This is a genomic window from Priestia sp. LL-8 (assembly GCF_036227845.1).
GTDB lineage: Bacteria > Bacillota > Bacilli > Bacillales > Bacillaceae_H > Priestia > Priestia zanthoxyli.
Genome location: NZ_JAZAQH010000001.1, coordinates 803,033 through 825,513 on the forward strand (window position 1 = coordinate 803,033; position 22,481 = coordinate 825,513).

Here is a 22,481-nt window from a genome sequence, read left to right on the forward strand (position 1 = left end):
CTTCTTTTTTATGTATGTTCACGGATAAGCTGCTGATAGCTATTAAAAAGGGTAGGATATGTTAAGCGGCTTAAGATGACGCAGGAAAGCGTAGCAGACGCTAGAATAGTAAAAACGATGAGCAGCTGGAATTTGACTGCTTGTATCGGATCTGCCCCTCCAATAATCTGGCCTGTCATCATGCCGGGAAGCTGAACGAGTCCAATTGTTTTTTGGCTTTCTACAGTAGGAATCATGCTAGCTTTGATTGCGGCATTTAAAATACTATGAATAGCTTGTTTAGGAGTGCCGCCAAGTGCCAGAATCAATTGAATTTCGTCTCGTCTTCTATTTACTTCAGCGTCTAACCGATTTAAAAATAAATTGGCCAAAATCATCGAATTTCCAATAATCATACCGCTGACAGGAATGACATATCGCGGAGTAGCAGGGATAATATGTAGGCCGAGCATAACGCTTTGGGTCAGGATTTCTACAATAAAAAGAGTGACAAATACACGAAAGAAAGCTTTAAACCCCTGCTTTTTTTTCTTTACAACATTTTGGGAAGCGACCGTCAGCATAAGAAATAAAATGAGAATCATAAAAGCAGGGTGATTCGCGTCAAAAATAAAAGATAAAACATATCCTATCACTAACAGCTGAACGGCTGCTCGAATACTCGCAATGATAATATCTTTTTCGAGTCCTATACGAAAAGATTTTGATAAAAAAAGAGCAATAAAAACAAAAACAATGGTGAAAATCAGTGAAAGTGAACTCATAGAAAGGCTCCTTCAATAAATTGTTTTGTTTCAGCTTTTACAGGAGCATGAAAAAAGGTCTCCGTCTTCGCTTTTTCTACAATCACTCCGTTCATTAAAAGCCAGACTTCCTCTCCTAAACGTTTGGCTTGATCTAAGTTATGAGTAACCCAAATAATCGTTTTATTCTGTTCTTTATGTAAATGAGAAATAAGCTGTTCAATTTCATGAGCAGAAGTGGCATCCAAAGCGGAAGTGATTTCGTCTAAAAGTAAAAGGTCCGATCCGTTCGACAGCGTGCGCGCTAATGATAACCTCTGTCTTTGACCACCGGATAAATCTCTTGCATCCTGCTCTAACAAGTCAGGGGAAAGGCCGGTTAAGGCACAGAGTTCGTCAGGCATAATATCCTGTTTGCCATGCAGTTTTTGAACAAGCATCATATTCTCTCGTACTGTTCCATCAATAACAGGAGCTGATTGAAAAGCAATGCCCACTTTTTTTCGTAAATCAGAAATATTCCATTTGCTAATGTCTTTACCATATACTTCAATACTTCCTTCATCAGGTGCAGAAAGTAGATTGCACATGGAAAGAAGGGTGCTTTTTCCGGATCCTGATGGCCCTACCATCATGACGAGCGAGCCTTGCATCACTGTACCCGATATGCCTTTTAAAACACTATGTTCTTTATCTTTAAATGTTTTATGAACGTCTGTAAATGTAATAGCAGGTATTGAATTGAACGTGTTCATAGTAGCTCCTTTTTCATTCGTTTTGTTTATTGTAGCATAAGCGAAAGTATAAAAAGTTATTGGGCGATATAAAAAAAGCTGTGAAAAATCACAGCTTTTAAACAGTTGTATTCACTTTTTGGCTGGCTTTTAAGGCATAATCTAAATCTTCAAGAAGGTCATCGATTGCTTCTGTTCCAACCGATAGACGAATGAGTTCTGGCGTCACGCCGGAAGCTTTTTGTTCATCTTCAGATAGCTGTTGATGAGTGGTGCTTGCCGGGTGAATAATGAGTGACTTCGAGTCGCCGATATTGGCTAAATGAGAAAATAACTGAACGGAATCAATTAACTTAGCCGCAGCGTTTTTTCCTCCCCTTACACCAAAGGTTAAAATGGCTCCTTGTCCTTTAGGTAAGTATTTTTTTGCCAATGAATAGGAAGGGTGAGAAGGAAGCCCCGCATAATGTACCCAGTCTACTAATTCATGCTGCTCTAAAAATTTCGCTACCTTTAATGCGTTTTCGCTGTGACGCTCTAATCGCAGATGGAGTGTTTCTACCCCTTGAAGGAGTAAAAAGGAATTAAAAGGTGATAAAGCAGCGCCAATATCTCGTAAAAGCTGAACGCGCGCTTTTGTAATATAAGCAGCTTCACCGGCGGCTTCTGTGTATACGAGGCCATGGTAACTTGGATCTGGAGTTGTTAAGTCTGGAAATTTCCCGCTCGCTTCCCAATCAAATTTTCCACTGTCTACGATAACACCGCCAATTGCTGTTCCATGCCCCCCAAGAAACTTAGTAGCAGAATGAACGACAATATCTGCTCCGAAATTGATGGGACGAAGAAGGTAAGGGCTTGGAACAGTATTATCAATAATAAGAGGAATTCCATGTTCGTGGGCAATGTCTGCAACTGCCTCGATGTCTAGCACATTTCCCTGCGGATTTCCAACGGATTCAGCATAAATTGCCTTTGTTTTGGAAGTGATTGCACTTCTAAAATTTTCTGGATTATCGGCGTTTATAAATTTTACAGTAATGCCTAGTTTAGGAAGCGTAGACGAAAAGAGGTTATATGTTCCCCCATATAAACTGCTTGCTGATACAATTTCATCTCCTGCGGAAGCGATATTCAAAATGGAAAAGGTAGTAGCTGACTGACCCGAAGCTACTCCTAGAGCACCAACTCCGCCTTCTAATTCAGCAATTCGCTGTTCAAAAACGTCCGTAGTAGGGTTTACAATTCGAGTGTAGATATAGCCTTGTTCACTTAAATTAAATAAAGAAGCAGCATGCTCCGTATCTTTAAATCCAAATGAGCTTGTTTGATAAATAGGTACGGCACGCGAAAAAGTAGCAGGATCGAGCTGTTGACCAGAATGGATGGCTTGTGTTTCAGGACGAAATGATTTCTTAGCAGACATTGAAACTCCTCCTTAGATATAAAAACGTATAAAAAACATAGGAATAATAAACTTTAATCATAATATACGAATTCTACTGAATGATGTCAAATAATAATTAGAATATTTAGAAATTATAAATAAGATCAATACTATAATTCAGTGTCGATGTATCTCTTTAATTGTTAAAAATACCATAAAAAATATAAAATGTAAGAAAAATGTCAATATATTTGTATAATTATGTTAGAATATTAGGTGTTTGAGAGTTTTTTAGACAGAGTCGATTTTGCTAGAAGCCTTGAAAAAGTAGTGAAAGACGGGTCTTAAGAGCTACTAACAAAACAAAATAAAAGGAGTTTGATTATGAGTACAGAAGTTAACGTATCTTCCGAAGTCCAAGAGAAAGGAAAGCCTTCTATTTTTGGTTTTATTACGAGTCCGGTTGTACAGTTTGAGAAAATGAAAAGTAATCCGATCATCTGGGGACCTCTTTTACTTATCCTCATCTTAACAGCTGCAACAACGATTCTAGCCGTCTATACCCCTCAGGCACAAGAGGCGCTGCAACAGCAAAAAGAAGCTGGCATTGAAGTGAATTCAACATTTAGTATGATTGGCGGAGCAATTGGCGGAGTTATTGCAGTAGTTGCTACACTGGCATTCACAAGTTTGATTCTGTTTTTAATTGCAAAGTTAGGAACTGGAAAAACAACGTACCGCCAAATGTTTAGTTTGAATTTGTTTGTTACGTTCATCACAACAATCGGTCAGCTAATTAATACGGGAGTCGCTGCACTAGCACATACTTCAGCGAATGTGACTTCGTTAAATGGAATGGTTGGGGCTAAAGGTGCTATGGGAGGAGTATTTAATTCCATTGAAATCTTTTCTATTTGGGGACTTATTCTGACAGCAGTAGGACTACAAAAAGTGGCGAATGTATCAAAAGCTGCTTCTATTATCACAGTGATTATTTTATTCATCTTAGGAGCGGCTATTTCAGGAGTTGGAGGAGCTGCTTCAGAAGCGCTTAAAGGAGCAGGGTTGTAAATGAAAAAAGGAATAATTATTACAGCTGTAGCAGTTGTTATTGTTGCGGTTATTGGGATTAACGTATATCGTGCACAAAGTGTAAGTGGGAAAGCAATCAATGTTCACGTAGCGAATATAAAGGAAAAAAAGTTAAGAAATACAGTTATGGTTCCGGGTACGCTAAAGCTTGCTGATGAGCAATATGTCTATTTTGATGCTGAAAAAGGCGAGGTTGAACGATTTCACGTAACAGAAGGTTCTCGTGTACAGCAGGGAACCTCTCTTGTAACGTACGAAAGCGATGCGCTTGATTTAGAGCAAGAACAAAACAAGCTAGAAAAAAAATCGAGTCAGCTGCAAATTGACTCAGTAAGCAAACAGCTTTCTAATTTAAATAAAAAACAAAAAGAATTAGAAAAAGAAATGAGTAAGCAAGAAGCGAGAGATCAAATCGACACGGAGCGTACGCAGCTCAATCTCGATTTAGAAACGGCTAAAATTGATTTAGAACGAAACAAACTAGAAGCCAAATCAATTGCTAAAAAAGAACGTAATTTAGATGTAGCGAGTGATATTAATGGGACGGTGCTAGAAGTAGATAAAGAAGCGGTTAATAACACAAGTGACGTTCAAAAACCGCTTATACATATTGGTAATACCGATGAATACTTAGCTACTGGTGTGCTGTCTGAGTACGATGCATTAAAAATTAAAACCGGTCAAGCTGTCAAAATTACATCAGATGTTTTGCCTGATAAAGAATGGGCAGGGAGCGTAAAACAAATTGACTATCTACCTCAGCAGCAGGCATCAGCAGAAGCCGGCAATGATGCGGCTAATCAATATCCAATTGAAGTAAAAGTAGATGACCAGGATATTACGATGATTAAGCCGGGATTCAAGCTGCTGCTCGAGATTGAAACAAGCAGTAAAAAAGCTTCATCACTGCCGATAAAAGCAGTTGTAAATGAAGACGGAGAAAAATATGTATACGTAGTGAAAAATAAAAAGGCGGTTCGTAAGGAAGTAAAGATTGGAGAAACAACAAATAAATTTATTGAAATCAAAAGCGGCGTTTCTTCTAAAGACAAAGTCATTACAAATCCTTCAAAGGACTTAACTGAAGGTGCGGAAGTGACTGTTCAATGATTGAACTTGTAAATATTCATAAAAGTTATCATCTGGGCAAAGAGGAAGTGCCAATTTTAAAAGATATTAATTTGAAGATTTACGACGGTGAGTTTGTTGCGATTATGGGTCCTTCAGGCTCCGGTAAATCAACACTAATGAACATTATCGGATGTTTAGACCGCGCTTCTTCAGGCTCCTATTTATTAAATGAACAAGAAATCTCCACTTATAGTGATGAGGAGCTGGCAAAAGTAAGAAATATTCATATTGGTTTTGTTTTTCAGCAATTTCAGCTGTTGCCGCGTTTAACAGCGGTAGAAAACGTAGAGCTTCCAATGGTATACGCCGGCGTATCTCGTAAGGAAAGACGCGCCAGAGCAGAAGCTGCGCTTGAAAAAGTAGGGCTGAGTGAGCGGATGAAACATTTACCGAGCGAGCTATCAGGAGGGCAAAAGCAGCGCGTTGCTATTGCTCGTTCTATTGTTAACAATCCGACGCTTATTTTAGCAGATGAACCAACAGGAGCTCTAGATACAAAAACAAGTGCTGATATTATGGAGCAATTTTCTAAACTTAATGCAGACGGCACAACAGTGGTAGTCATTACCCATGAACCTGAAGTGGCAGAATACACATCGCGTACAGTTATCGTTCGTGACGGTAAAGTGCTAAGTCATAGCGATAAGGAGAACGATAGCTTATGAGTTTGATAGAAAATATTCGCATGGCTCTCTCTTCGGTTCTTGCTCATAAAATGCGCTCTGTTTTGACGATGCTTGGTATTATCATTGGCGTAGCGGCTGTTATTATCGTTGTAGCCATTGGTCAAGGCGGAGAACAGATGATTAAGTCGGAAATAACAGGAGCAAGCAATACAGTTGATGTATACTATCAGCCTCCTGAAGACGAGATGCAAGCTGATGACCTTTCAATGATGGGGGAGCCGATCTTTACAGAGGATGACATTAAAGCTCTTTCGACTATTCCCGGCGTGAAGAATGTGGTGGCTTCTAGCTCAATGGGAATGGGAATAAGATATAGGGACAAGGAATCAGATACGACTGTTAATGCAATTAATGAAGGGTATATTGAAGTTAATCAGCTGGAAGTTTCAAAAGGAAGAATGTTAGACAGCTCTGATTTTTTATCAGGTAATCGAGTAGGTGTTATCACAAGCGATATGAAAAAAGAGCTGTTTGATAAAAAAGAAGCCCTTGGACAAGTAGTATGGGTTCAAGGACAGCCTATCAAAATTGTTGGTGTGACAAAAAAGCCAACGGGGTTTTTGGCATTTGAAATGCCAACTATTTATATTCCAGACAATACGTATAAATCAAGCTTCGGTAAGCTTGACTACACAAACCTTAGCGTTCAAGCAAAAAGCTCTGATCAGCTAAAAAAAGTAGGCAATGACGCAACGGATTTGTTAAATAACTTGCATGATGCGGAAGATGCTTACCAAGTGCAGAACTTAGAAGAAATAGCAGATAGTATTGGAAATGTAACGCGCATTATGACCACAATTATTGGTTCAATTGCAGGCATTTCACTGCTTGTTGGAGGAATTGGCGTTATGAACATTATGCTGGTTTCTGTAACGGAACGCACAAGGGAAATTGGGATTCGTAAAGCACTAGGCGCATCCAAAAGACAAATTTTAACTCAGTTTTTGATTGAATCCATTACGCTCACGCTTATTGGTGGTTTGCTTGGCATTGGCCTCGGCGCAGGCGGGGCAGCTCTTGTTTCATTATTTGCTGGATGGCCATCATTAATTTCGTGGCAAGTAGTGCTCGGAGGAGTATTGTTCTCCATGACGATTGGTATTGTATTCGGTATGCTTCCTGCAAATAAAGCGGCGAAGCTAGATCCAATTGAAGCATTAAGGTATGAATAGAGACATTCATTTGCATGTTTTTATTTCAAACTGACGAAAAGCTTTCCAATCATTTTTGAAAAAGCGGACCATTATATGATCCGCTTTTTCTTATTTGTCACTTACTAATATTGATGCGGGCTACGTTGATAATATCGTGTATTTTTTCCACTAGATTAAGCATGAGAAATCCATTTCCTTCGGAGCTTTTTCGATATCCAAGAGGAAGCGTCCTTCTTACAAGTTGAGCATAGATTTCAGCTTCAATTAAAGAGCGTCCAAATTCTTTCTCACATAAATTAATTAATAGTGCTACAGCTCCTGCAACGTGGGGAGTTGCCATAGAAGTTCCTGAAAGCGTAGCGTACTTACCTTCTAAATAAGTAGAGATAATGTCAACACCAGGTGCGACCAAGTCTACTTCTTCATTAACATTGGTAAAAGGAGCTAAGTCTAGGTTGCTGTCTACGGCTCCTACTTGAATCACTTCGTTGTAACTTCCTGGGTACGAATATTCAAGTGTTTCTTCGCGGTCATCGCCTTCGTTTCCAGCTGCAACAACGACAGAAACATCTTTATTAACAGCATCTTGAACAGCTTTGTGCAGTTCTGGAACGTCTTGTGGTCCACCCAGTGACATGGAAATAACTCGCGCTCGCTCATTGTTAGGACCGCGCCATTCGACGGCGTAGTTAATAGCGTCAATAATCCATTCGTAATTTCCAGATCCTTCACCGGTAAGTACTTTTAAGCTTAAAATTTTTGCTTTGGGCGCCACCCCTACTACCCCTTCATTATTGAGCGCAGCAGCAATGGTACCCGATACGTGAGTACCATGCCCATTATTGTCTTCAAATATAGAAGAATCTCCATTATGATCGGAAGTGAAATTTCTTCCTCCGATAATACAATCTTTTAAGTCAGGATGATTTGTGTCAACACCAGTGTCGATAACTGCAATTACAATGCCTTCCCCTTGATTGCTTTGTTCCCAAATAGACGGCGCTTGAATTAAGCTTACTCCTTTAGGCGTTTCGTTTGTTGAGTCGATAATCGACTCAATTGTATAAGGAATTAATTTGACTTGTAACGGTTGTTGAGTCATAGTCATCCTCCTTAAAATGAATTCCATAAAAATGGAAGTTGCTTAATTATAAATTCCCAACTATTGCTATAAATTAAACGCTTTTTATGCGATTCCTTTCTTTTTGAATAAAAAGACTCATAAAAGATGTGAGAAGAGGAAAAAAGACCCTAAAGACAAGCCCTACAAAGATTTTTAATGTTATCTGTGTATTCGCTTTTAATGTTTATCTCACACTATAGAAGAAAGAAACTCCAAGAAAAATAACATAGAACTGGTGACTTTTGATATAATTACGAACGGTATGACATTCTCAAAATACATGATATTTATAAATATACATCAATTTGCAAATTACGAAGGGGCTGAGTATAGTGTCAACTTTAACGTCTCAATCCGTCATTAAATGCGGAAAGTATGAACTGAATTATGCGGACCGTACGCTTATTATGGGGATTTTAAACGTAAACCCGGATTCATTTTCAGATGGCGGAAAATACTACGATGTAGATAAAGCAGTTGCTCATGCTGAGGAAATGGTGAAGCACGGAGCAGACATCATTGATATCGGAGGAGAATCAACTCGTCCTGGTTATACAAGAATTAGCGATGAAGAAGAGATTAAACGGATTGTACCCGTTATTTCTGAAGTGGCTAAGCGCGTAGAGGTGCCGATTTCCGTAGATACATACAAGTCGGAAGTGGCCAAGCATGCGCTAGAAGCAGGAGCACATATTATTAACGATATATGGGGCGCAAAGGCTGATCCCAAAATGGCTCAAGTTGCAGCTGACTATAATGTTCCTATTATTTTAATGCATAATCGCCATGAGCCCAATTATACAAATCTGATTACAGATATGATAAGTGATTTAAAAGAAAGCATCTCCATTGCAAAGACTGCAGGAGTTCGAGATGATCAAATTATTTTAGATCCAGGCGTTGGTTTTGGAAAAACGGCTGCCCATAATGTAGAAGCAATTCAGCATTTAGATCAGCTGACGAATATGGGTTATCCGGTGCTGCTTGCTACTTCTCGTAAAGGATTTATTGGACAAATAGTCGATGCTCCTCCTACGGAAAGAATGGAAGGAACCGCAGCTACTGTATATGCTGGGATTGCACAAGGCGTACAAATAGTTCGGGTTCATGACGTATTAGAAATTAAGCGCTTTGTAAAGATGGCAGATGTACTGGTAGGAAAACATGTCTTTCAGTTTTAATAATCATCAAGATAACTGCATTAAAGTCATTTTAAAACCTTAAAATGTCATGTCTATTAGGTAAAGATTCCTGAGCAGTGAAGCTCGGGAATTTTTTATGTATGTAAAGTGGCAGAGGAAAATAATGTACGATTGGATGGTTGATTTTACATAATTTAGCTTTATGATAGAAAGAGAAGATATAACGCTTTCATATTCTGATTAAATCGTGCTGCTTAAAATGAAATAAATAATATCTTGGTATTCAATCTTATTCAATCACCGAAATATGGAGGAGAGAATGAATGAAATTAGCATTGCTTCTTGTCATTATTATCGGCGTTGCTGCCCTTGCAGGTACGATCAGTGCTGCAAAGAAAGTAGATGAAGATTACGGGAAATCTAAAAAGAAAAGTATAGTGAATTTATCTATTATTTACGGAGTCGTATTCATAGGATCAATTGTAGGAGTAGCATGGTATATTGCAGTGAGACCATAAATAAAACGAACACTTCCGTGTTCGTTTTATTTTGATTTTAACGTTAACTCTCCGCTTGAAACAGCTGCATCAATAGGATATTTTCCATTTCCATGCTTTCCTTTTAATACATCTTCTGTTACGGTTGCATTGCTTAACTTAAAGTCATTGTTTATATCACCGCTGCTTACTTTTCCATTCACTTTAAAACCAGCGCTTTTGGGAAGAACCAACATGGCATCTCCAGATCCTACATCTACAGAAACGGCTTCTTCTAGCTTTTTAAAATCCATATAGAGATCACCAGATCCAATGCGCGCCTGAAGTTTTCCTTTATAGTTTGTTCCTTTAATTTCCCCAGAGCCTACAGCAAATTTAGCCGTTTGGCTTTCAACATTACTCAGCTGTAAATCTCCAGAATTGACATCCGTACGAAGAGAGGTGCTGCTCAAGTTTGAAATACTTGCATTTCCAGAGCCTACTTTAATCGAAACATCTTTCAGCTGAAGCGCTTGCTCAGGCTGTGTAGCAACTTGAAGGTCTCCAGAACCTACCGTAAGCGCAAGATTGTGGTGGTAATCTCTAGGAATGTAGATTGTCACTTTTGTGTTTGAAAAAATAGAAAGCCATTGAAAAGGACTTTTTTGATAAGTGACGACTAGGGTGTCTCCATTTTGCTTTACATCTACTTTTCCTTTACCTTCTACTTTTGTTTTAATATCTTGACGATCTTGCGGCACGACAGTTGTACTGATGCTTGGAGAGTCAATTTGAATATGCTGAATATCACTTGATAACGCCGCTTCAGACTTGGACGTCTTGAATGAACTTAACGACCAAGAGGAAGGCGCAAATGCAGTAGAAAAGAGAACTGCAGTACCACCTATCACTAAAATAAAAGCCAACATTTTTTTCACGTTATAACCCGCTTTCTACCTAAATTAAGTTTGTTTTCTTCTACCATAAAGTGTAAATTGAAAAGCGGTTAAATTCAACGAACAGCAGGATTATTTTTTTCTACGTCTCAAGTCGTAAAAATGAAACATTTTTTTCGAGGAATTAAATGAAAAGCGAAGTAGATATTTAAACATACTCATTAAAGAATCAATTTCTTTGTTTCAAAAATAGGAAAATAATTGAGTTAAAAGGATGATTAAATTCACTTTTTTTGTGTAATTTTCCGATGGGTAGTTCAAAAGAAGTGATAAATAAATAGAATTTTCATACCAATTTTATTATTCCGAAAAACTTTTAAAGTGTTGATTATTAAAAAAATAAAGGGTAGAATTTGTTCATATCAATTGAATACAGCTAAGATTACGATCTTGTATATTATCAGTAATATGGTCTGATAGTCTCTACCTAGTAACCGTAAAAAACTAGACTACAAGAAAGTTTGGATATAAGCAGCAAAAAGAAGGGCGTATTATCATAGATACAGCCTTCTTTCAAAGCTCTTACTTTTCATACTTTCTGTTATTGTCAGAATTTATGAAAAGTAAGAGCTTTTTTTGTTTTTCAAATACACACCTGGGAGTGGCTTGCATGTACTTTTTATTAAATTTATTAGGCGTTTTTGTAGTAATGGGTGTCGTCTTCTTATGTTCTCCTAAAAAGAAAGAAATAAAGTGGCGTCCGATTGCTTCACTGTTGGTCGTTGAAGTCCTCATTACTTGGTTTATGTTAGGAACTTCAATCGGAACATGGATTATTAATAAAATTGCTTCGTTCTTTACTTGGCTGATTTCCTGTGCTAACGATGGAATTGCTTTTGCGTTCCCATCCGTAATGGGGAATGAAACGGTTGACTTTTTCTTCAGTGCATTACTGCCTATAATCTTTGTCGTGACGTTCTTTGATATTTTATCTTACTTTGGTATTTTAACGTGGATTATTGATAAAGTAGGCTGGGTCATTTCGAAAGTTTCTCGTTTGCCTAAATTAGAAAGCTTTTTCGCTATTCAAATGATGTTCTTAGGAAATACGGAAGCATTAGCAGTTATTCGTAATCAACTTTCTGTGTTAAAAGACAACCGTTTGCTTACGTTTGGAATTATGAGTATGAGCAGTATTAGCGGATCTATTATCGGTGCTTATTTAACAATGGTTCCCGCTACGTACGTGTTTACAGCAATTCCACTGAACTGTTTAAACGCGCTTATTTTAGTCAGCTTATTGAATCCAGTTCATGTTACAAAAGAAGAAGATATGATTTACGTACCGCCAAAGTCGGAGAAAAAAGACTTTTTCTCTACCATTTCAAACAGTATGTTAGTCGGAATGAACATGGTAATTGTTATTTTAGCGATGGTTATTGGATATGTAGCTCTTACATCTGCGCTTAACGGTATTTTAGGCGTTATCGTAGACGGCTTGACTGTACAAAAGATTTTCTCTTATATCTTTAGTCCATTCGCATTCTTACTAGGGCTAACGGGACATGATGCAATGTACGTAGCTCAGCTGATGGGTATCAAGCTAGCAACAAATGAATTCGTGGCAATGATGGATTTGAAGAAAAATCTAGATACACTTCCACCGCATACGATTGCAGTTGCTACAACATTCTTAACATCTTTTGCTAACTTCAGTACGGTTGGTATGATTTATGGGACGTATAATTCTACGTTATCAGAAGGTAAATCAACGATTATTGGAAAAAACGTATGGAAACTGCTTGTGAGCGGTATCGCTGTTTCTTTATTAAGTGCTATGATTGTTGGATTGTTTGTTTGGTAAAGAGTGAAAAAGCTGTGCTTTCGAAGACGAAAGCACAGCTTTTTTCTTGTTGCATCCTCTATTCATTTAAAGAAAAACGGTTATGAATATCAACAGTAAAAGAAAATCACACTATTCAAGAAAAATTCATTTTACTTTTTCAGAAAAACATTTTAAATCTAGTGAGCATTATGTTAAGATTACAAATGGCTGTTTCATTTAAATTGAGAACGCCGCATAAATATGTAAGTAAATATGCATAGAAAACAAAGGTTTATTAATTTTTTTCTAGGTAATATCTCGTAATAAATAGGTTGAAAGGAAATGTCGTTAATATGATAGAAGGACAACAGCAAACAAATGAATTAAAAAAGACGATGAAAAGCAGACATTTGTTTATGATTTCGCTCGGCGGGGTTATCGGTACAGGTTTCTTTTTAGGAACAGGATACACGATTAGCCAAGCAGGAGCGATTGGAGCTATCCTTTCGTTTATTGTAGGTGGCTTCATTATGTACTTAACAATGCTTTGCTTAGGGGAACTTGCAGTAGCAATGCCAGTTTCCGGTTCGTTTCAGACATATACAACAAAATTTATTGGCCCTGGTGTTGGTTTCGCTTTTGGATGGTTATATTGGTTGGGCTGGGCTGTAACGGTTGCATTAGAATTTTTATCAGCAGGTCAGCTCATGCAAAGATGGTTTCCTGATTCTCCTGTATGGATCTGGTGCGCTATATTTGCGCTTTTATTATTCTCATTAAATGCACTGTCAGCTAAAGCATTTGGTGAAGCGGAGTTTTGGTTTGCGAGCATTAAAGTGTTAGCTATTATTTTATTTATCGTGCTTGGTGGAGCTGCTATGTTTGGTTTTCTTCCATTAAGTAATGGAGACAGCGCACCGCTTTTCTCTAATTATACGGCTCACGGCGTGTTCCCTCACGGAATTAGTGCCGTGTTGATTACCATGATTACAGTTAACTTCTCATTCCAAGGTACGGAGCTTATTGGTGTAGCGGCTGGGGAAAGTGAAAACCCAGACAAGACTGTACCAAGAGCAATTAAACAAACAGTATGGAGAACGCTTGTATTTTTTGTACTAGCTGTAGCTGTCTTAGCAGGTATGATTCCGCTTGAAAAAGCAGGCGTAGTGGAGAGTCCATTTGTTGTTGTATTTGATCAAATTGGTATTCCATATGCAGCAGATATTATGAACTTTGTTATCCTAACGGCACTGTTATCTGTAGCTAACTCAGGTCTTTATGCAGCAACGCGTATGCTGTATTCATTGTCAAAAGATAACATGGCAAGTTCAGCTTTCATGAAAGTAAATAAACGCGGTGTGCCGATGAACGCCTTGCTTTTAACTTTAGGCATTGCGCTTTTATCTCTACTTTCAGGATTCTTTGCTCAAGAAACAGTATTTGTATGGCTCATTTCTGCAGCGGGTTTAGGTGCACAAATCGGCTGGATTACGATTGCTGCATCACTGCTTGCATTTAGAAAAAGATATATAAATCAAGGAGGGCAAATCGAGGATTTAAAATTTAAAGTCCCTCTTTACCCGGTATTACCTTTAATCGCATTAGTATTAAATACAATCGTATTGGGAAGCATGGCATTTGATGCAGAACAGCGAATGGCACTGTATGTCGGTATTCCACTAGCGCTGCTGTTTTATGCTTATTATCATGCACGTGTAAAAAAGAAAGTTGATTTATCTATTAGCCGTCAAGAAGTGCAGCTTAAAGACGACAAAAAAGTAATTTTATAAAAATCAAAAAGACGCAAAAGCCCAGGTTTTTGCGTCTTTTTTTATTGTTTATTTGTAAACTTAAAATAAAATTAAGTTGACAAATAAAAAGAAATTATTGCAAACTTAAAGCAGCGAAAAGAGAAAGGAGGGTGAATATGAAACCGAAGACAATTGCGTATGTGTCTTTATTTGCAGCTTTAACGGCGATCGGTGCATTTATAAAAATTCCTATTCCCTACATACCGTTTACTCTTCAAATTGTTCCTGTTTATTTAGCCGGTGCGCTGCTAGGTCCGCGTTTAGGTTTGTATAGTCAGCTATGCTACATAGGTATTGGGTTAATTGGTGTTCCGGTTTTTGCAGAAGGAGGAGGTTTAGGGTATATTTTCAAACCAACGTTTGGCTATTTAATTGGCTATGCTGCAGGTGCATTTATCAACGGCTACCTTATTCAAAAATATGACTTAAGGAAACCTTTTGCTATCTTTTCAGCTAATTTATCTACGTTAGCTATTGTGTATGCAGTCGGCTGCTTCTGGCTTTACGGAGCAATGAAATGGATAATTGACAAGCCTCTTTCACTGAGGGATACACTTCTTTTTGGAGCTGTTTTGCCAATGCCTGGAGATCTTTTGTTGTGTATTTTATGTTCAGTGCTGATTCACCGAATGCAGCCTCAGTTTAGCCGTTTGTCATCAAAGCGGGTTAAAGCGGGGTAACTAAGACATAGAAAAAAAGGAGAAAAAAGAAAATGGGCAAAGCGTATTTTATTACGGGAACTGGAACAGATATTGGAAAAACCCTGGTTACAAGTATTTTGTATAAAATACTTGGCCGTCTAGGAATAAAAACGACAATTTGTAAGCCGTTTCAAACCGGCTACCAAGAAGAAATTGGAGGTTATCCGGATATTCACTGGTTTGAAACGAAGATAGGAGTAGCAAATACAGGTATTTATCAGTTAAAGCCGGAGACGTCGCCTCATTTGGCTATTGCACTGAGCAACAGGAAGGTAGAGCCTTCAATCGTCTTAAAACGCATTGATGAATTAAAAAAGGAATTTGACATAGTACTCGTGGAAGGAGCGGGAGGCCTTGCCGTCCCTTTAATTGAAGAGGAAACAGCGTTTTATATGACTAAAGATTTGGTCATAGATGCACAAATGCCGGTTATTGCTGTTGGAACAACAGGATTAGGAGCTATTCACGATGCGCTTTCTACCTTTTCATATGCAAGTGAGCATCAGCTTAAAATCAAAGGGCTGATTTTTAATCGTTTTAATCACAGCAGTATCATTCATAACGATAATGTTCGAACAATTGAAAAGCTGCTTCAACTATCATCTTTAATGACCGTTCCAGTATTCACACATATCGATGAAGAGTTAGATGTATATATTGAGAAAATGATGAGGCAAAAAAGTGTTATTCAACATATTCAGGAGGTGTTTGACTGTGCCGTATCAAAAAGCTGAGCTGGAGAAATGGGATAAAGAATACGTATGGCATCCGTTTACACAAATGAAAGCTTACCGTCAATCGAGTCCTCTTATTATTGAAAGGGGAGAAGGAAGCTATTTATATGATGTAGAGGGAAACAAATATTTAGACGGATATGCTTCTCTATGGGTGAACGTGCATGGACATAATGATCCGGAATTAAATACAGCTTTACATATACAAGTGGAAAAATTAGCGCATTCTACGCTGCTTGGATCCGCAAACGTTCCATCCATTTTGTTAGCCAAAAAGCTAGCGGAAATTACTCCTGGCAGCTTATCGAAAGTCTTCTACTCCGATACAGGTTCCGCCGCTGTCGAAATTGCGTTGAAAATTGCCTATCAATATTGGCAAAATCTCGACTCTGTAAAGTACAAAAACAAAAGTAAATTTATCTCATTGAATGAGGCATATCATGGAGATACAATTGGGGCAGTCAGTGTAGGAGGCATGGATTTATTTCATCGCATCTTTAAGCCTTTGCTGTTTGAACGAATTCCCACACCTTCACCTTATACTTACCGTATGGACGAGTTAGAAACGGAAGAGCAAGCTTCAGCTTACTGTATTCACCAGCTAGAGAAGCTCTTGCAGAACAAAGGAGAAGAAGTAGCCGGTTTGATTATTGAACCGCTTGTACAAGGAGCAGCGGGTATTATTACACATCCTCCCGGTTTTTTAAAACAAGTAGAGCGTCTGTGCAAAGCGTACGGGGTATTGCTGATTTGTGACGAAGTAGCCGTTGGATTTGGACGAACAGGAACGCTGTTTGCATGTGAACAAGAAGATGTTGTACCGGACATTATGTGTGTAGGAAAAGGGATAACAGGAGGGTATATGCCGCTTGCTGCTACGTTAACAAGCGAACAGATATTTAATGCTTTTTTAGCTCATCCAGATGAAAATAAAACCTTCTTCCATGGACATACGTATACGGGAAATCAATTGGCCTGTACAGTAGCGCTTAGAAATATTGAACTGATAGAAGAAAGGGAGTTAATCCGTAGTGTAAAAGAAAAGGAAAAAGTTTTTAAACGTTATCTATTAAAGCTTTATGAACTGCCTAACGTGGGAGACATTAGACAAAGAGGATTAATGGCAGGAATCGAAGTTGTGAAAGACCGCCAAACAAAGTCTATTTTTGAAGATAAAAAAGTGATGGGAGACATTATTTTAGCGGCTCGCCAAAAAGGTTTAATTATTAGAGAGCTAGGTCCTGTGATTACGATGATGCCTATTCTTTCAATGACAGACGAAGAATTAAAAACAATGGTTGAAATTGTATATGAATCGATTAAAGAAGTAATCGCACGCTATACAGTGAGCTAAATAAAAAGAGGGTCAGACAAAAATATTTTATTTAATTGAAAAAAGATCCGAACGATGAATCGTTCGGATCTTTTTTCAATCAATAAATGTTTTTAATACTTGATAGTCGAAGTGATCGCACATGCTGATTTTCATCTTTTAATAGAAGAGTTTGTTCGAGCAAGTTTAAGTTTTGAATATAACCTTTGACCGTTTGAACAAAACCGTTGTTTTGATAGTTAATAGTTAGTAATTTATTCGTTTTTAATGCTTTTAAAATCATACCTATTTTCTCCCTTCTTATATCGTAGCTGACGAAAAACTACAAAATAATGAAGAAGCATTGGAGGCTTGTATTATTTATAAAAATTACTCTGTTTTTTATAAATGCTCTCCTGCTACTAATAGTAGAGGATGATGGTGAAAAACAGATGAAAGATAAAGAATAAGGTTTGATTTATTGTAATGAACTGACTTTTCCTTTACAAATACCTATTTCAAAGTTCTTTTTAGTGATAAAATACTGTTAGTGAAATAACTACTTCTTTTCATTAAAGGGTAAGAACGGGTTATATTGATAGAGTTTTAGTTCTCTATTTCTAGTAATGAAATAAGAGATAGAGAAATAGACTAATAAAAATCAATCAAGGAGTTTTTTTATGGATCAGAGTTTTATTTTAAATCTTTTAGAAATTTTACTAATTAACATTGTACTGAGTGGCGATAACGCAGTCGTGATTGCTTTAGCTTGTCGGAATCTTCCGGACGAGCATCGAAACAAAGCGGTTGTTTTCGGTACATTAGGAGCGGTTGTATTACGTGTAGGGCTAACGTTTGTCGCTGTATATTTATTAACAATTCCATTTTTAAATTTCATTGGAGGCCTGCTGCTTCTATGGATTGCGATTAGTCTTTTAAAAGGTGAAGATGACGGAGATATTAAAGCGAATTCAACTCTAGCAGGTGCTATTAAAACAATTATTATAGCGGATCTTGTTATGAGTTTAGATAACGTAGTAGCGGTTGCGGGTGCGGCTAACGGCAATATTCTACTCATTATCCTTGGTCTTGTTATCAGCATTCCGTTAATCATTTGGGGAAGTCAGCTTTTAATGAAAATCATGGAAAAATTCCCGATTATCATCATTGCCGGAGCAGCGCTTCTTGGCTATACTGCTGGTGAAATGATCTTTAAAGACAAAGCGGTAGGACATATATTAGAAGGATTAAATCCGCATTTGCATACGATTGTTCCTATTTTGTTAGCTATTTTAGTTGTTGTTGTTGGGAAACTTAGCGGACGTTCTAAAAAAGAAACGCATTAATAATAAAAAAGACCCCTGTGAGGGGGTCTTTTTTTATTACTTAGCTAATGGAGGTGCGGAATTAACGTCTTGTATCGTCTCTACAGGAGGATGAAATTCATTTTCCATTTTTGATACAACTACAGTTGCTACACCATTTCCAATTAAGTTTGTAATGGCACGAGCTTCCGACATGAAGCGGTCTACCCCAATTAACAACGCGATTCCTTCAACTGGAATCATCGGGAACGCAGCAAGCGTAGCGGCTAGTGTAATAAATCCAGAGCCAGTAACTCCGGCAGCTCCTTTAGACGTTAGCATTAAAATACCAAGTAGCGTAATCTCTTGCATTAACGACAGGTCGACTCCATACGCTTGAGCGATAAAGATAGCAGCCATGGATAAGTAGATTGCTGTTCCATCTAGGTTAAATGAGTAACCAGTTGGAATGACAAGTCCTACTACAGATTTTGAACATCCGTACTTCTCCATTTTGTCCATCATTTTTGGCAGTGCAGATTCCGAAGAAGATGTACCTAATACAAGAAGAATTTCTTCTTTAATAAAAGCAATGAATTTAAAAATATTAAATCCATAAATCTTAGCAATGCTTCCAAGTACAAATACAATAAATAAGAACATAGTAATGTAAACAGATCCCATTAAGAAACCGAGTTTTTGAAGAGAGCCTATTCCAAAGTTACCGATCGTATAAGCCATCGCTCCGAACGCCGCAATAGGTGAAAGTTTCATAATCATATTAACAATGCCAAAGAAAATATCTGTACAGCGTTCAAAGAATGTAATGACAGGAGCCGCTTTTTCGCCGAGTGTAGCTGTAGCCATCCCAAATAGTACGGCGAAGAATAAGATTGGCAATAATTCACCATTTGCCATTGCGCCAAATACGCTGTCTGGAATAATTCCCATGATAAACTCCATAAAGCCATGCTCCGCTTCAGCTGCTTGCTGCGTATATTGAGTAACATCAGCTCCGCTTGCGCCATTGATATTAAAGCCAGCCCCAGGTTTGATAAAGTTTACAACAATAATTCCAATTGCTAAGGCAAAAGTAGTGACAATCTCAAAGTATAAAAGAGCTTTACCTCCAATTCGTCCCACTTTCTTTAAATCTCCCATGCTTCCGATACCGATGACCACTGTTAAGAAAATGATTGGGGCAATCACCATCTTAATTAGTTTAATGAAGATATCAGCCAATACTTTTAATTTAGCTCCAAATTCAGGAAACATGAAGCCAATTGCAATACCAAGAAGGATACCAATGACAACTTGAACAGTTAGGTTTTTAAAACTTAATTTCATATGTAATACTCCTTTCGAGAATGTTTTTTGTTAACGCTTACATTATTCTTATCCTTATATTAACTGATAATTTTAACTATTTATATTTCTGGTGATAATGTTCTTTTTGGTCATTTTGGTCAAAAAAAAGTGATGAACATATAGTCATCACTTTTTGCTTTCGATATTTTTTATTTGCTGAATGATATCAAGCGTTTGTTTTGTTGCATTGGCTTCAAACGATTGATAAAGAGAGTTGAACTGCTTTTTCCATTCGGCTTTCTGTGTATCATTTAAGTAATAAACGCGCATGCCAGATTTATTTTTTATGTGCTGCAGCTGTTCATCGTTCATCATTTTTGATTGAGTCCAAATCCAGTTAGTTGTCTCTACCATTGCATCACTTAATAGTTGTTTTACATCTTCAGGGAGGCTGTCCCAATATTTTTGATCCATTAAAACAGCATAGCCCAAGTATCCATGGTTGCTGATGGTCATATATTTTTGCAGCTCGTACAAACGTTTTGAATAAATATTAGAAATCGTATTTTCCTGTCCATCAAATTCCTGTCGTTCAAGGGATTGATATACTTTATTAAACGAGACAGCCTGAGGCTTAGCGCCAAGAAGTTCGAATTGTTTTTTGATTACTTCACTCGGCATAATCCGAAACGTTTGACCTTGAAAATCTGCTGGATGGAGCAAAGGTTTCGTATTGCTAGTCATTTGTTTAAATCCGTTGCTCCATAAAGCAAGCCCTTTAATGTTTTTCTCTTGCAGCGTACTTAACAAATCCTGTCCGATTTTTCCGGTAAACACTTGTTTTGCCTCGCTGTAACCATCGAAAATGAAGGGAAGATCAAAAAGTTGCCACGTAGGGGAGAGGTCACTTAGCTTTGAAATGGAAGGCGCAATCATTTGTACATCATTTCGGCGAAGGGCGGCAAGTTCTTCGTCGTCTGAATATAATACACCGTTTGAATATACTTCAATTTTAACTTTGCCATCCGATTTTTGATTAACGATTTCAGCAAATTTTTGAGCGGCTAAGCCTTTAGGAGTGTTTTCAGCTACAACGTGGCTAAAATTAATCACAATTTGCTTATTTAATCCTTTTTGCTCATCATCATGATACACATTATCCTGATTTATAACCGTATACTGCAAAAAAACATAGATCATCAAGAAAACGCTAACAATGATGCTTGCCCCTATAAACATCTTCAAAATGTCCAACCCCGCGATTCAATAATTTTTCTCTACAAATATTCTAACACGCAATTTCTCAACGTGGTAAAATTAAAATAAACTTCAATCAGCAGTAGGTGTTCCGCTATGATGCGCTTATCGATGCAAACGAAAATGACGGGGTTAATCTTTTTTATCGTGGTCTTTTCGTTGTTTTTAGCAAGTATTGTCGTGATTAATAATTTTGTGCAGTCAAAAGAAAATGATTTAGAGCAAAGGGCTTTGATCACTTCGAGAACAGTTGCTGAAATGCCTGAAATTCGAGAAAAAATTGAAAAAGATAGCAAGAACATTAATCAAATTGTAGAGCCGATTCGCATTATTCACGGTGCTTATTATGTAGTGGTTATGAACATGAATCACGAACGTTTGTCTCACCCTTTGCAAAGCATGATTGGGAAAATTTCTAAAGGAGAGGATGAGGGCCAGGCTTTTGCAGAACATACCTATACTGATAAAGCAAAAGGAGAAGGCGGAATGGTCATTCGCTCTTTTGTGCCCGTTGTAAACGATCAGCATGAACAAGTAGGAGTCGTTGTCTCAGGCTATCTTCTTCCGAAATTTACAGAGGTTATTTTAAGTTTAAAAAAAGAAATTTTTCTTATCTCAGGTCTTGCTCTTTTTTTTGGAGGATGGGGAGCGTGGGCTCTTGCATCTCGTATTAAAAAAGAGATGTTTGAGCTTGAACCTCATGAAATTGCTCGTTTGTTCGTAGAACGAACGGAGACTTTTAATGCCATGCATGAAGGAGTCATTGCCATTGATAAAGAGGAGAACATCACTATTTTTAATCATAAAGCGAAAGTTATGATGGATGTACCCGATGAGGTAATTGGAAAAAAGATCTATGATGTGATTCCAGATACAAGGCTTCCAGAAATTCTGAAGCTTAATCAGCCTGTTTATAATCGAGAGCTTCAAGTTCGGAATTTGAATATTTTAAGCAATCGTGTGCCGATTAAGGTTAATAATCACACAGTCGGTGCGGTCGCTATTTTTCAAGACAGAACAGAAGTTAAAAAATTAGCCGAAGAGTTAACAGGAGTTAAATCATTTGTAAGCGCTCTTAGAGTTCAAAACCATGAATACATGAATAAACTTCATACGATTGCAGGGCTTATCCAGCTTGGAAATAAAGACAAGGCTCTTCAGTACGTTTTTCAAGTGTCTGAACAGCAAGAAGAGCTCACGCAATTTCTTCATAAGCATATTAAAGATGAAAGTATATCGGGATTACTGTTGAGTAAAGTCAGCCGTGCCAAAGAACTTGGAATTGAGTTAGCTATCGATCGCCACAGCGAGCTTCACTCATTTCCTCCATACTTAGATCATCATGATTTTGTGATTATTATTGGTAACTTAATTGAGAATGCTTTTGATTCGTATCAGCATATAGAGCGTCGTGAACGGAAGATCTATATAAGTATGGAACAAGATGAAGGCATTCTTTCTATATTAGTTGAAGATAACGGATGTGGCATGAATGAGGATCAAGTAGAGAGAATCTTTGATGAAGGATTTTCAACCAAAGCAAAGGAAAATAGAGGAATTGGTCTGCATTTAGTAAAACAAATTGTTGAAAAAGGAAACGGTCAGATTGAAGTAGAGTCAGAAGTAGGTGTTGGAACGACTTTTATCATTACATTCTTTTTATAG

Annotated in this window: 21 protein-coding genes and 1 riboswitch; of the genes, 13 read left to right on the plus strand and 8 right to left on the minus strand. The window is 37.7% G+C overall.

Annotated elements, in window-relative coordinates; all coding sequences use genetic code 11:
- Positions 1-8: 8 nt before the first annotated feature.
- The 3 genes from U9R83_RS04185 to U9R83_RS04195 form a co-directional block, all read right to left on the minus strand.
- Positions 9-764: an ABC transporter permease gene (locus U9R83_RS04185; protein ID WP_014461477.1), complete on the minus strand. Its 756-nt coding sequence runs from the start codon at positions 762-764 to the stop codon at positions 9-11.
- Positions 761-1,498: an ABC transporter ATP-binding protein gene (locus U9R83_RS04190; protein WP_014461476.1), complete on the minus strand. Its 738-nt coding sequence runs from the start codon at positions 1,496-1,498 to the stop codon at positions 761-763. The genes U9R83_RS04185 and U9R83_RS04190 overlap by 4 nt, the downstream gene beginning before the upstream one ends.
- A gap of 97 nt (positions 1,499-1,595) precedes the next feature.
- Positions 1,596-2,903 carry a homocysteine synthase gene (locus U9R83_RS04195; protein ID WP_328575071.1) on the minus strand — a complete coding sequence of 436 codons (1,308 nt, stop codon included), beginning with the start codon at positions 2,901-2,903 and terminating at the stop codon, positions 1,596-1,598.
- Positions 2,904-3,248: 345 nt separating this feature from the next.
- Here U9R83_RS04195 and U9R83_RS04200 point away from each other — a divergent pair, with 345 nt between their 5' ends.
- Genes U9R83_RS04200 through U9R83_RS04215 form a run of 4 tightly spaced genes read left to right on the plus strand, consistent with a single transcriptional unit; the run spans position 3,249 to position 6,945 of the window.
- Positions 3,249-3,935: a Yip1 family protein gene (locus tag U9R83_RS04200; protein WP_014461474.1), complete on the plus strand. Its 687-nt coding sequence runs from the start codon at positions 3,249-3,251 to the stop codon at positions 3,933-3,935.
- Positions 3,936-5,066: an efflux RND transporter periplasmic adaptor subunit gene (locus U9R83_RS04205; RefSeq protein ID WP_115653104.1), complete on the plus strand. Its 1,131-nt coding sequence runs from the start codon at positions 3,936-3,938 to the stop codon at positions 5,064-5,066.
- Positions 5,063-5,752 carry an ABC transporter ATP-binding protein gene (locus U9R83_RS04210; RefSeq protein WP_014461472.1) on the plus strand — a complete coding sequence of 230 codons (690 nt, stop codon included), beginning with the start codon at positions 5,063-5,065 and terminating at the stop codon, positions 5,750-5,752. The genes U9R83_RS04205 and U9R83_RS04210 overlap by 4 nt, the downstream gene beginning before the upstream one ends.
- Positions 5,749-6,945: an ABC transporter permease gene (locus U9R83_RS04215; RefSeq protein WP_014461471.1), complete on the plus strand. Its 1,197-nt coding sequence runs from the start codon at positions 5,749-5,751 to the stop codon at positions 6,943-6,945. Before U9R83_RS04210 ends, U9R83_RS04215 begins: the two co-directional genes overlap by 4 nt.
- A gap of 97 nt (positions 6,946-7,042) precedes the next feature.
- On the opposite strand, the gene U9R83_RS04220 is transcribed toward U9R83_RS04215, so the two are convergent.
- Positions 7,043-8,029 (minus strand): S8 family peptidase, encoded by a 987-nt coding sequence (locus tag U9R83_RS04220; protein ID WP_014461470.1) that lies wholly within the window; start codon positions 8,027-8,029, stop codon positions 7,043-7,045.
- 353 nt (positions 8,030-8,382) lie between these two features.
- Between U9R83_RS04220 and folP the strand changes: the two genes are divergently transcribed.
- Positions 8,383-9,231, plus strand: a complete 849-nt coding sequence (gene folP / locus U9R83_RS04225; RefSeq protein WP_080564783.1) for a dihydropteroate synthase — start codon at positions 8,383-8,385, stop codon at positions 9,229-9,231.
- 284 nt (positions 9,232-9,515) lie between these two features.
- The gene (locus U9R83_RS04230; protein ID WP_013055532.1) at positions 9,516-9,710 is read left to right on the plus strand and encodes a hypothetical protein; all 195 of its coding nucleotides are present in this window, start codon (positions 9,516-9,518) and stop codon (positions 9,708-9,710) included.
- A 26-nt stretch (positions 9,711-9,736) separates the two neighbouring features.
- Here the strand turns inward: U9R83_RS04230 and liaG are convergent, their stop codons facing one another.
- Positions 9,737-10,597 carry a LiaG family protein gene (gene liaG / locus U9R83_RS04235; protein ID WP_226556154.1) on the minus strand — a complete coding sequence of 287 codons (861 nt, stop codon included), beginning with the start codon at positions 10,595-10,597 and terminating at the stop codon, positions 9,737-9,739.
- Positions 10,598-10,994: 397 nt separating this feature from the next.
- Positions 10,995-11,096, plus strand: a riboswitch (purine riboswitch).
- Between the two features lie 138 nt (positions 11,097-11,234).
- Between liaG and U9R83_RS04240 the strand changes: the two genes are divergently transcribed.
- The 5 genes from U9R83_RS04240 (at position 11,235) to bioA (ending at position 16,989) form a co-directional block, all read left to right on the plus strand.
- A complete protein-coding gene (locus U9R83_RS04240) occupies positions 11,235-12,428 on the plus strand; it encodes a NupC/NupG family nucleoside CNT transporter (RefSeq protein ID WP_013055534.1) in 1,194 nt (397 codons plus the stop codon).
- 314 nt (positions 12,429-12,742) lie between these two features.
- Positions 12,743-14,179, plus strand: a complete 1,437-nt coding sequence (locus U9R83_RS04245; RefSeq protein ID WP_013055535.1) for an amino acid permease — start codon at positions 12,743-12,745, stop codon at positions 14,177-14,179.
- 137 nt (positions 14,180-14,316) lie between these two features.
- Positions 14,317-14,880, plus strand: a complete 564-nt coding sequence (locus U9R83_RS04250; protein ID WP_014461466.1) for a biotin transporter BioY — start codon at positions 14,317-14,319, stop codon at positions 14,878-14,880.
- 32 nt (positions 14,881-14,912) lie between these two features.
- On the plus strand, positions 14,913-15,635 hold the full coding sequence (bioD, locus tag U9R83_RS04255; RefSeq protein WP_014461465.1) for a dethiobiotin synthase: 723 nt from the start codon (positions 14,913-14,915) through the stop codon (positions 15,633-15,635).
- Entirely contained in the window at positions 15,616-16,989 is a 1,374-nt protein-coding gene (bioA, locus tag U9R83_RS04260; protein WP_182421360.1) for an adenosylmethionine--8-amino-7-oxononanoate transaminase, read from the plus strand. Before bioD ends, bioA begins: the two co-directional genes overlap by 20 nt.
- Positions 16,990-17,068: 79 nt before the next feature.
- Here the strand turns inward: bioA and U9R83_RS04265 are convergent, their stop codons facing one another.
- A complete protein-coding gene (locus tag U9R83_RS04265; RefSeq protein ID WP_013081858.1) occupies positions 17,069-17,251 on the minus strand; it encodes a YolD-like family protein in 183 nt (60 codons plus the stop codon).
- A 376-nt stretch (positions 17,252-17,627) separates the two neighbouring features.
- Here U9R83_RS04265 and U9R83_RS04270 point away from each other — a divergent pair, with 376 nt between their 5' ends.
- The gene (locus U9R83_RS04270; RefSeq protein WP_014461462.1) at positions 17,628-18,293 is read left to right on the plus strand and encodes a TerC family protein; all 666 of its coding nucleotides are present in this window, start codon (positions 17,628-17,630) and stop codon (positions 18,291-18,293) included.
- Between the two features lie 36 nt (positions 18,294-18,329).
- On the opposite strand, the gene U9R83_RS04275 is transcribed toward U9R83_RS04270, so the two are convergent.
- Together U9R83_RS04275 and U9R83_RS04280 are read right to left on the minus strand one after the other, a co-directional pair.
- Positions 18,330-19,598 carry a dicarboxylate/amino acid:cation symporter gene (locus tag U9R83_RS04275; RefSeq protein ID WP_014461461.1) on the minus strand — a complete coding sequence of 423 codons (1,269 nt, stop codon included), beginning with the start codon at positions 19,596-19,598 and terminating at the stop codon, positions 18,330-18,332.
- A gap of 147 nt (positions 19,599-19,745) precedes the next feature.
- On the minus strand, positions 19,746-20,804 hold the full coding sequence (locus U9R83_RS04280) for a DctP family TRAP transporter solute-binding subunit (RefSeq protein WP_014461460.1): 1,059 nt from the start codon (positions 20,802-20,804) through the stop codon (positions 19,746-19,748).
- A gap of 108 nt (positions 20,805-20,912) precedes the next feature.
- Between U9R83_RS04280 and U9R83_RS04285 the strand changes: the two genes are divergently transcribed.
- A complete protein-coding gene (locus tag U9R83_RS04285; protein ID WP_226556125.1) occupies positions 20,913-22,481 on the plus strand; it encodes an ATP-binding protein in 1,569 nt (522 codons plus the stop codon).

Excerpts from the sequence above, each read along its gene's own strand:
- U9R83_RS04185 (WP_014461477.1), bottom strand. The coding sequence starts at position 764 with ATGAGTTCACTTTCACTGATTTTCACCATTGTTTTTGTTTTTATTGCT.
- U9R83_RS04190 (WP_014461476.1), bottom strand. The coding sequence starts at position 1,498 with ATGAACACGTTCAATTCAATACCTGCTATTACATTTACAGACGTTCAT.
- U9R83_RS04195 (WP_328575071.1), bottom strand. The coding sequence starts at position 2,903 with ATGTCTGCTAAGAAATCATTTCGTCCTGAAACACAAGCCATCCATTCT.
- U9R83_RS04200 (WP_014461474.1), top strand. The coding sequence starts at position 3,249 with ATGAGTACAGAAGTTAACGTATCTTCCGAAGTCCAAGAGAAAGGAAAG.
- U9R83_RS04205 (WP_115653104.1), top strand. The coding sequence starts at position 3,936 with ATGAAAAAAGGAATAATTATTACAGCTGTAGCAGTTGTTATTGTTGCG.
- U9R83_RS04210 (WP_014461472.1), top strand. The coding sequence starts at position 5,063 with ATGATTGAACTTGTAAATATTCATAAAAGTTATCATCTGGGCAAAGAG.
- U9R83_RS04215 (WP_014461471.1), top strand. The coding sequence starts at position 5,749 with ATGAGTTTGATAGAAAATATTCGCATGGCTCTCTCTTCGGTTCTTGCT.
- U9R83_RS04220 (WP_014461470.1), bottom strand. The coding sequence starts at position 8,029 with ATGACTCAACAACCGTTACAAGTCAAATTAATTCCTTATACAATTGAG.
- U9R83_RS04230 (WP_013055532.1), top strand. The coding sequence starts at position 9,516 with ATGAAATTAGCATTGCTTCTTGTCATTATTATCGGCGTTGCTGCCCTT.
- liaG (WP_226556154.1), bottom strand. The coding sequence starts at position 10,597 with ATGTTGGCTTTTATTTTAGTGATAGGTGGTACTGCAGTTCTCTTTTCT.
- U9R83_RS04240 (WP_013055534.1), top strand. The coding sequence starts at position 11,235 with ATGTACTTTTTATTAAATTTATTAGGCGTTTTTGTAGTAATGGGTGTC.
- U9R83_RS04245 (WP_013055535.1), top strand. The coding sequence starts at position 12,743 with ATGATAGAAGGACAACAGCAAACAAATGAATTAAAAAAGACGATGAAA.
- U9R83_RS04250 (WP_014461466.1), top strand. The coding sequence starts at position 14,317 with ATGAAACCGAAGACAATTGCGTATGTGTCTTTATTTGCAGCTTTAACG.
- bioD (WP_014461465.1), top strand. The coding sequence starts at position 14,913 with ATGGGCAAAGCGTATTTTATTACGGGAACTGGAACAGATATTGGAAAA.
- U9R83_RS04265 (WP_013081858.1), bottom strand. The coding sequence starts at position 17,251 with ATGATTTTAAAAGCATTAAAAACGAATAAATTACTAACTATTAACTAT.
- U9R83_RS04270 (WP_014461462.1), top strand. The coding sequence starts at position 17,628 with ATGGATCAGAGTTTTATTTTAAATCTTTTAGAAATTTTACTAATTAAC.
- U9R83_RS04275 (WP_014461461.1), bottom strand. The coding sequence starts at position 19,598 with ATGAAATTAAGTTTTAAAAACCTAACTGTTCAAGTTGTCATTGGTATC.
- U9R83_RS04285 (WP_226556125.1), top strand. The coding sequence starts at position 20,913 with ATGATGCGCTTATCGATGCAAACGAAAATGACGGGGTTAATCTTTTTT.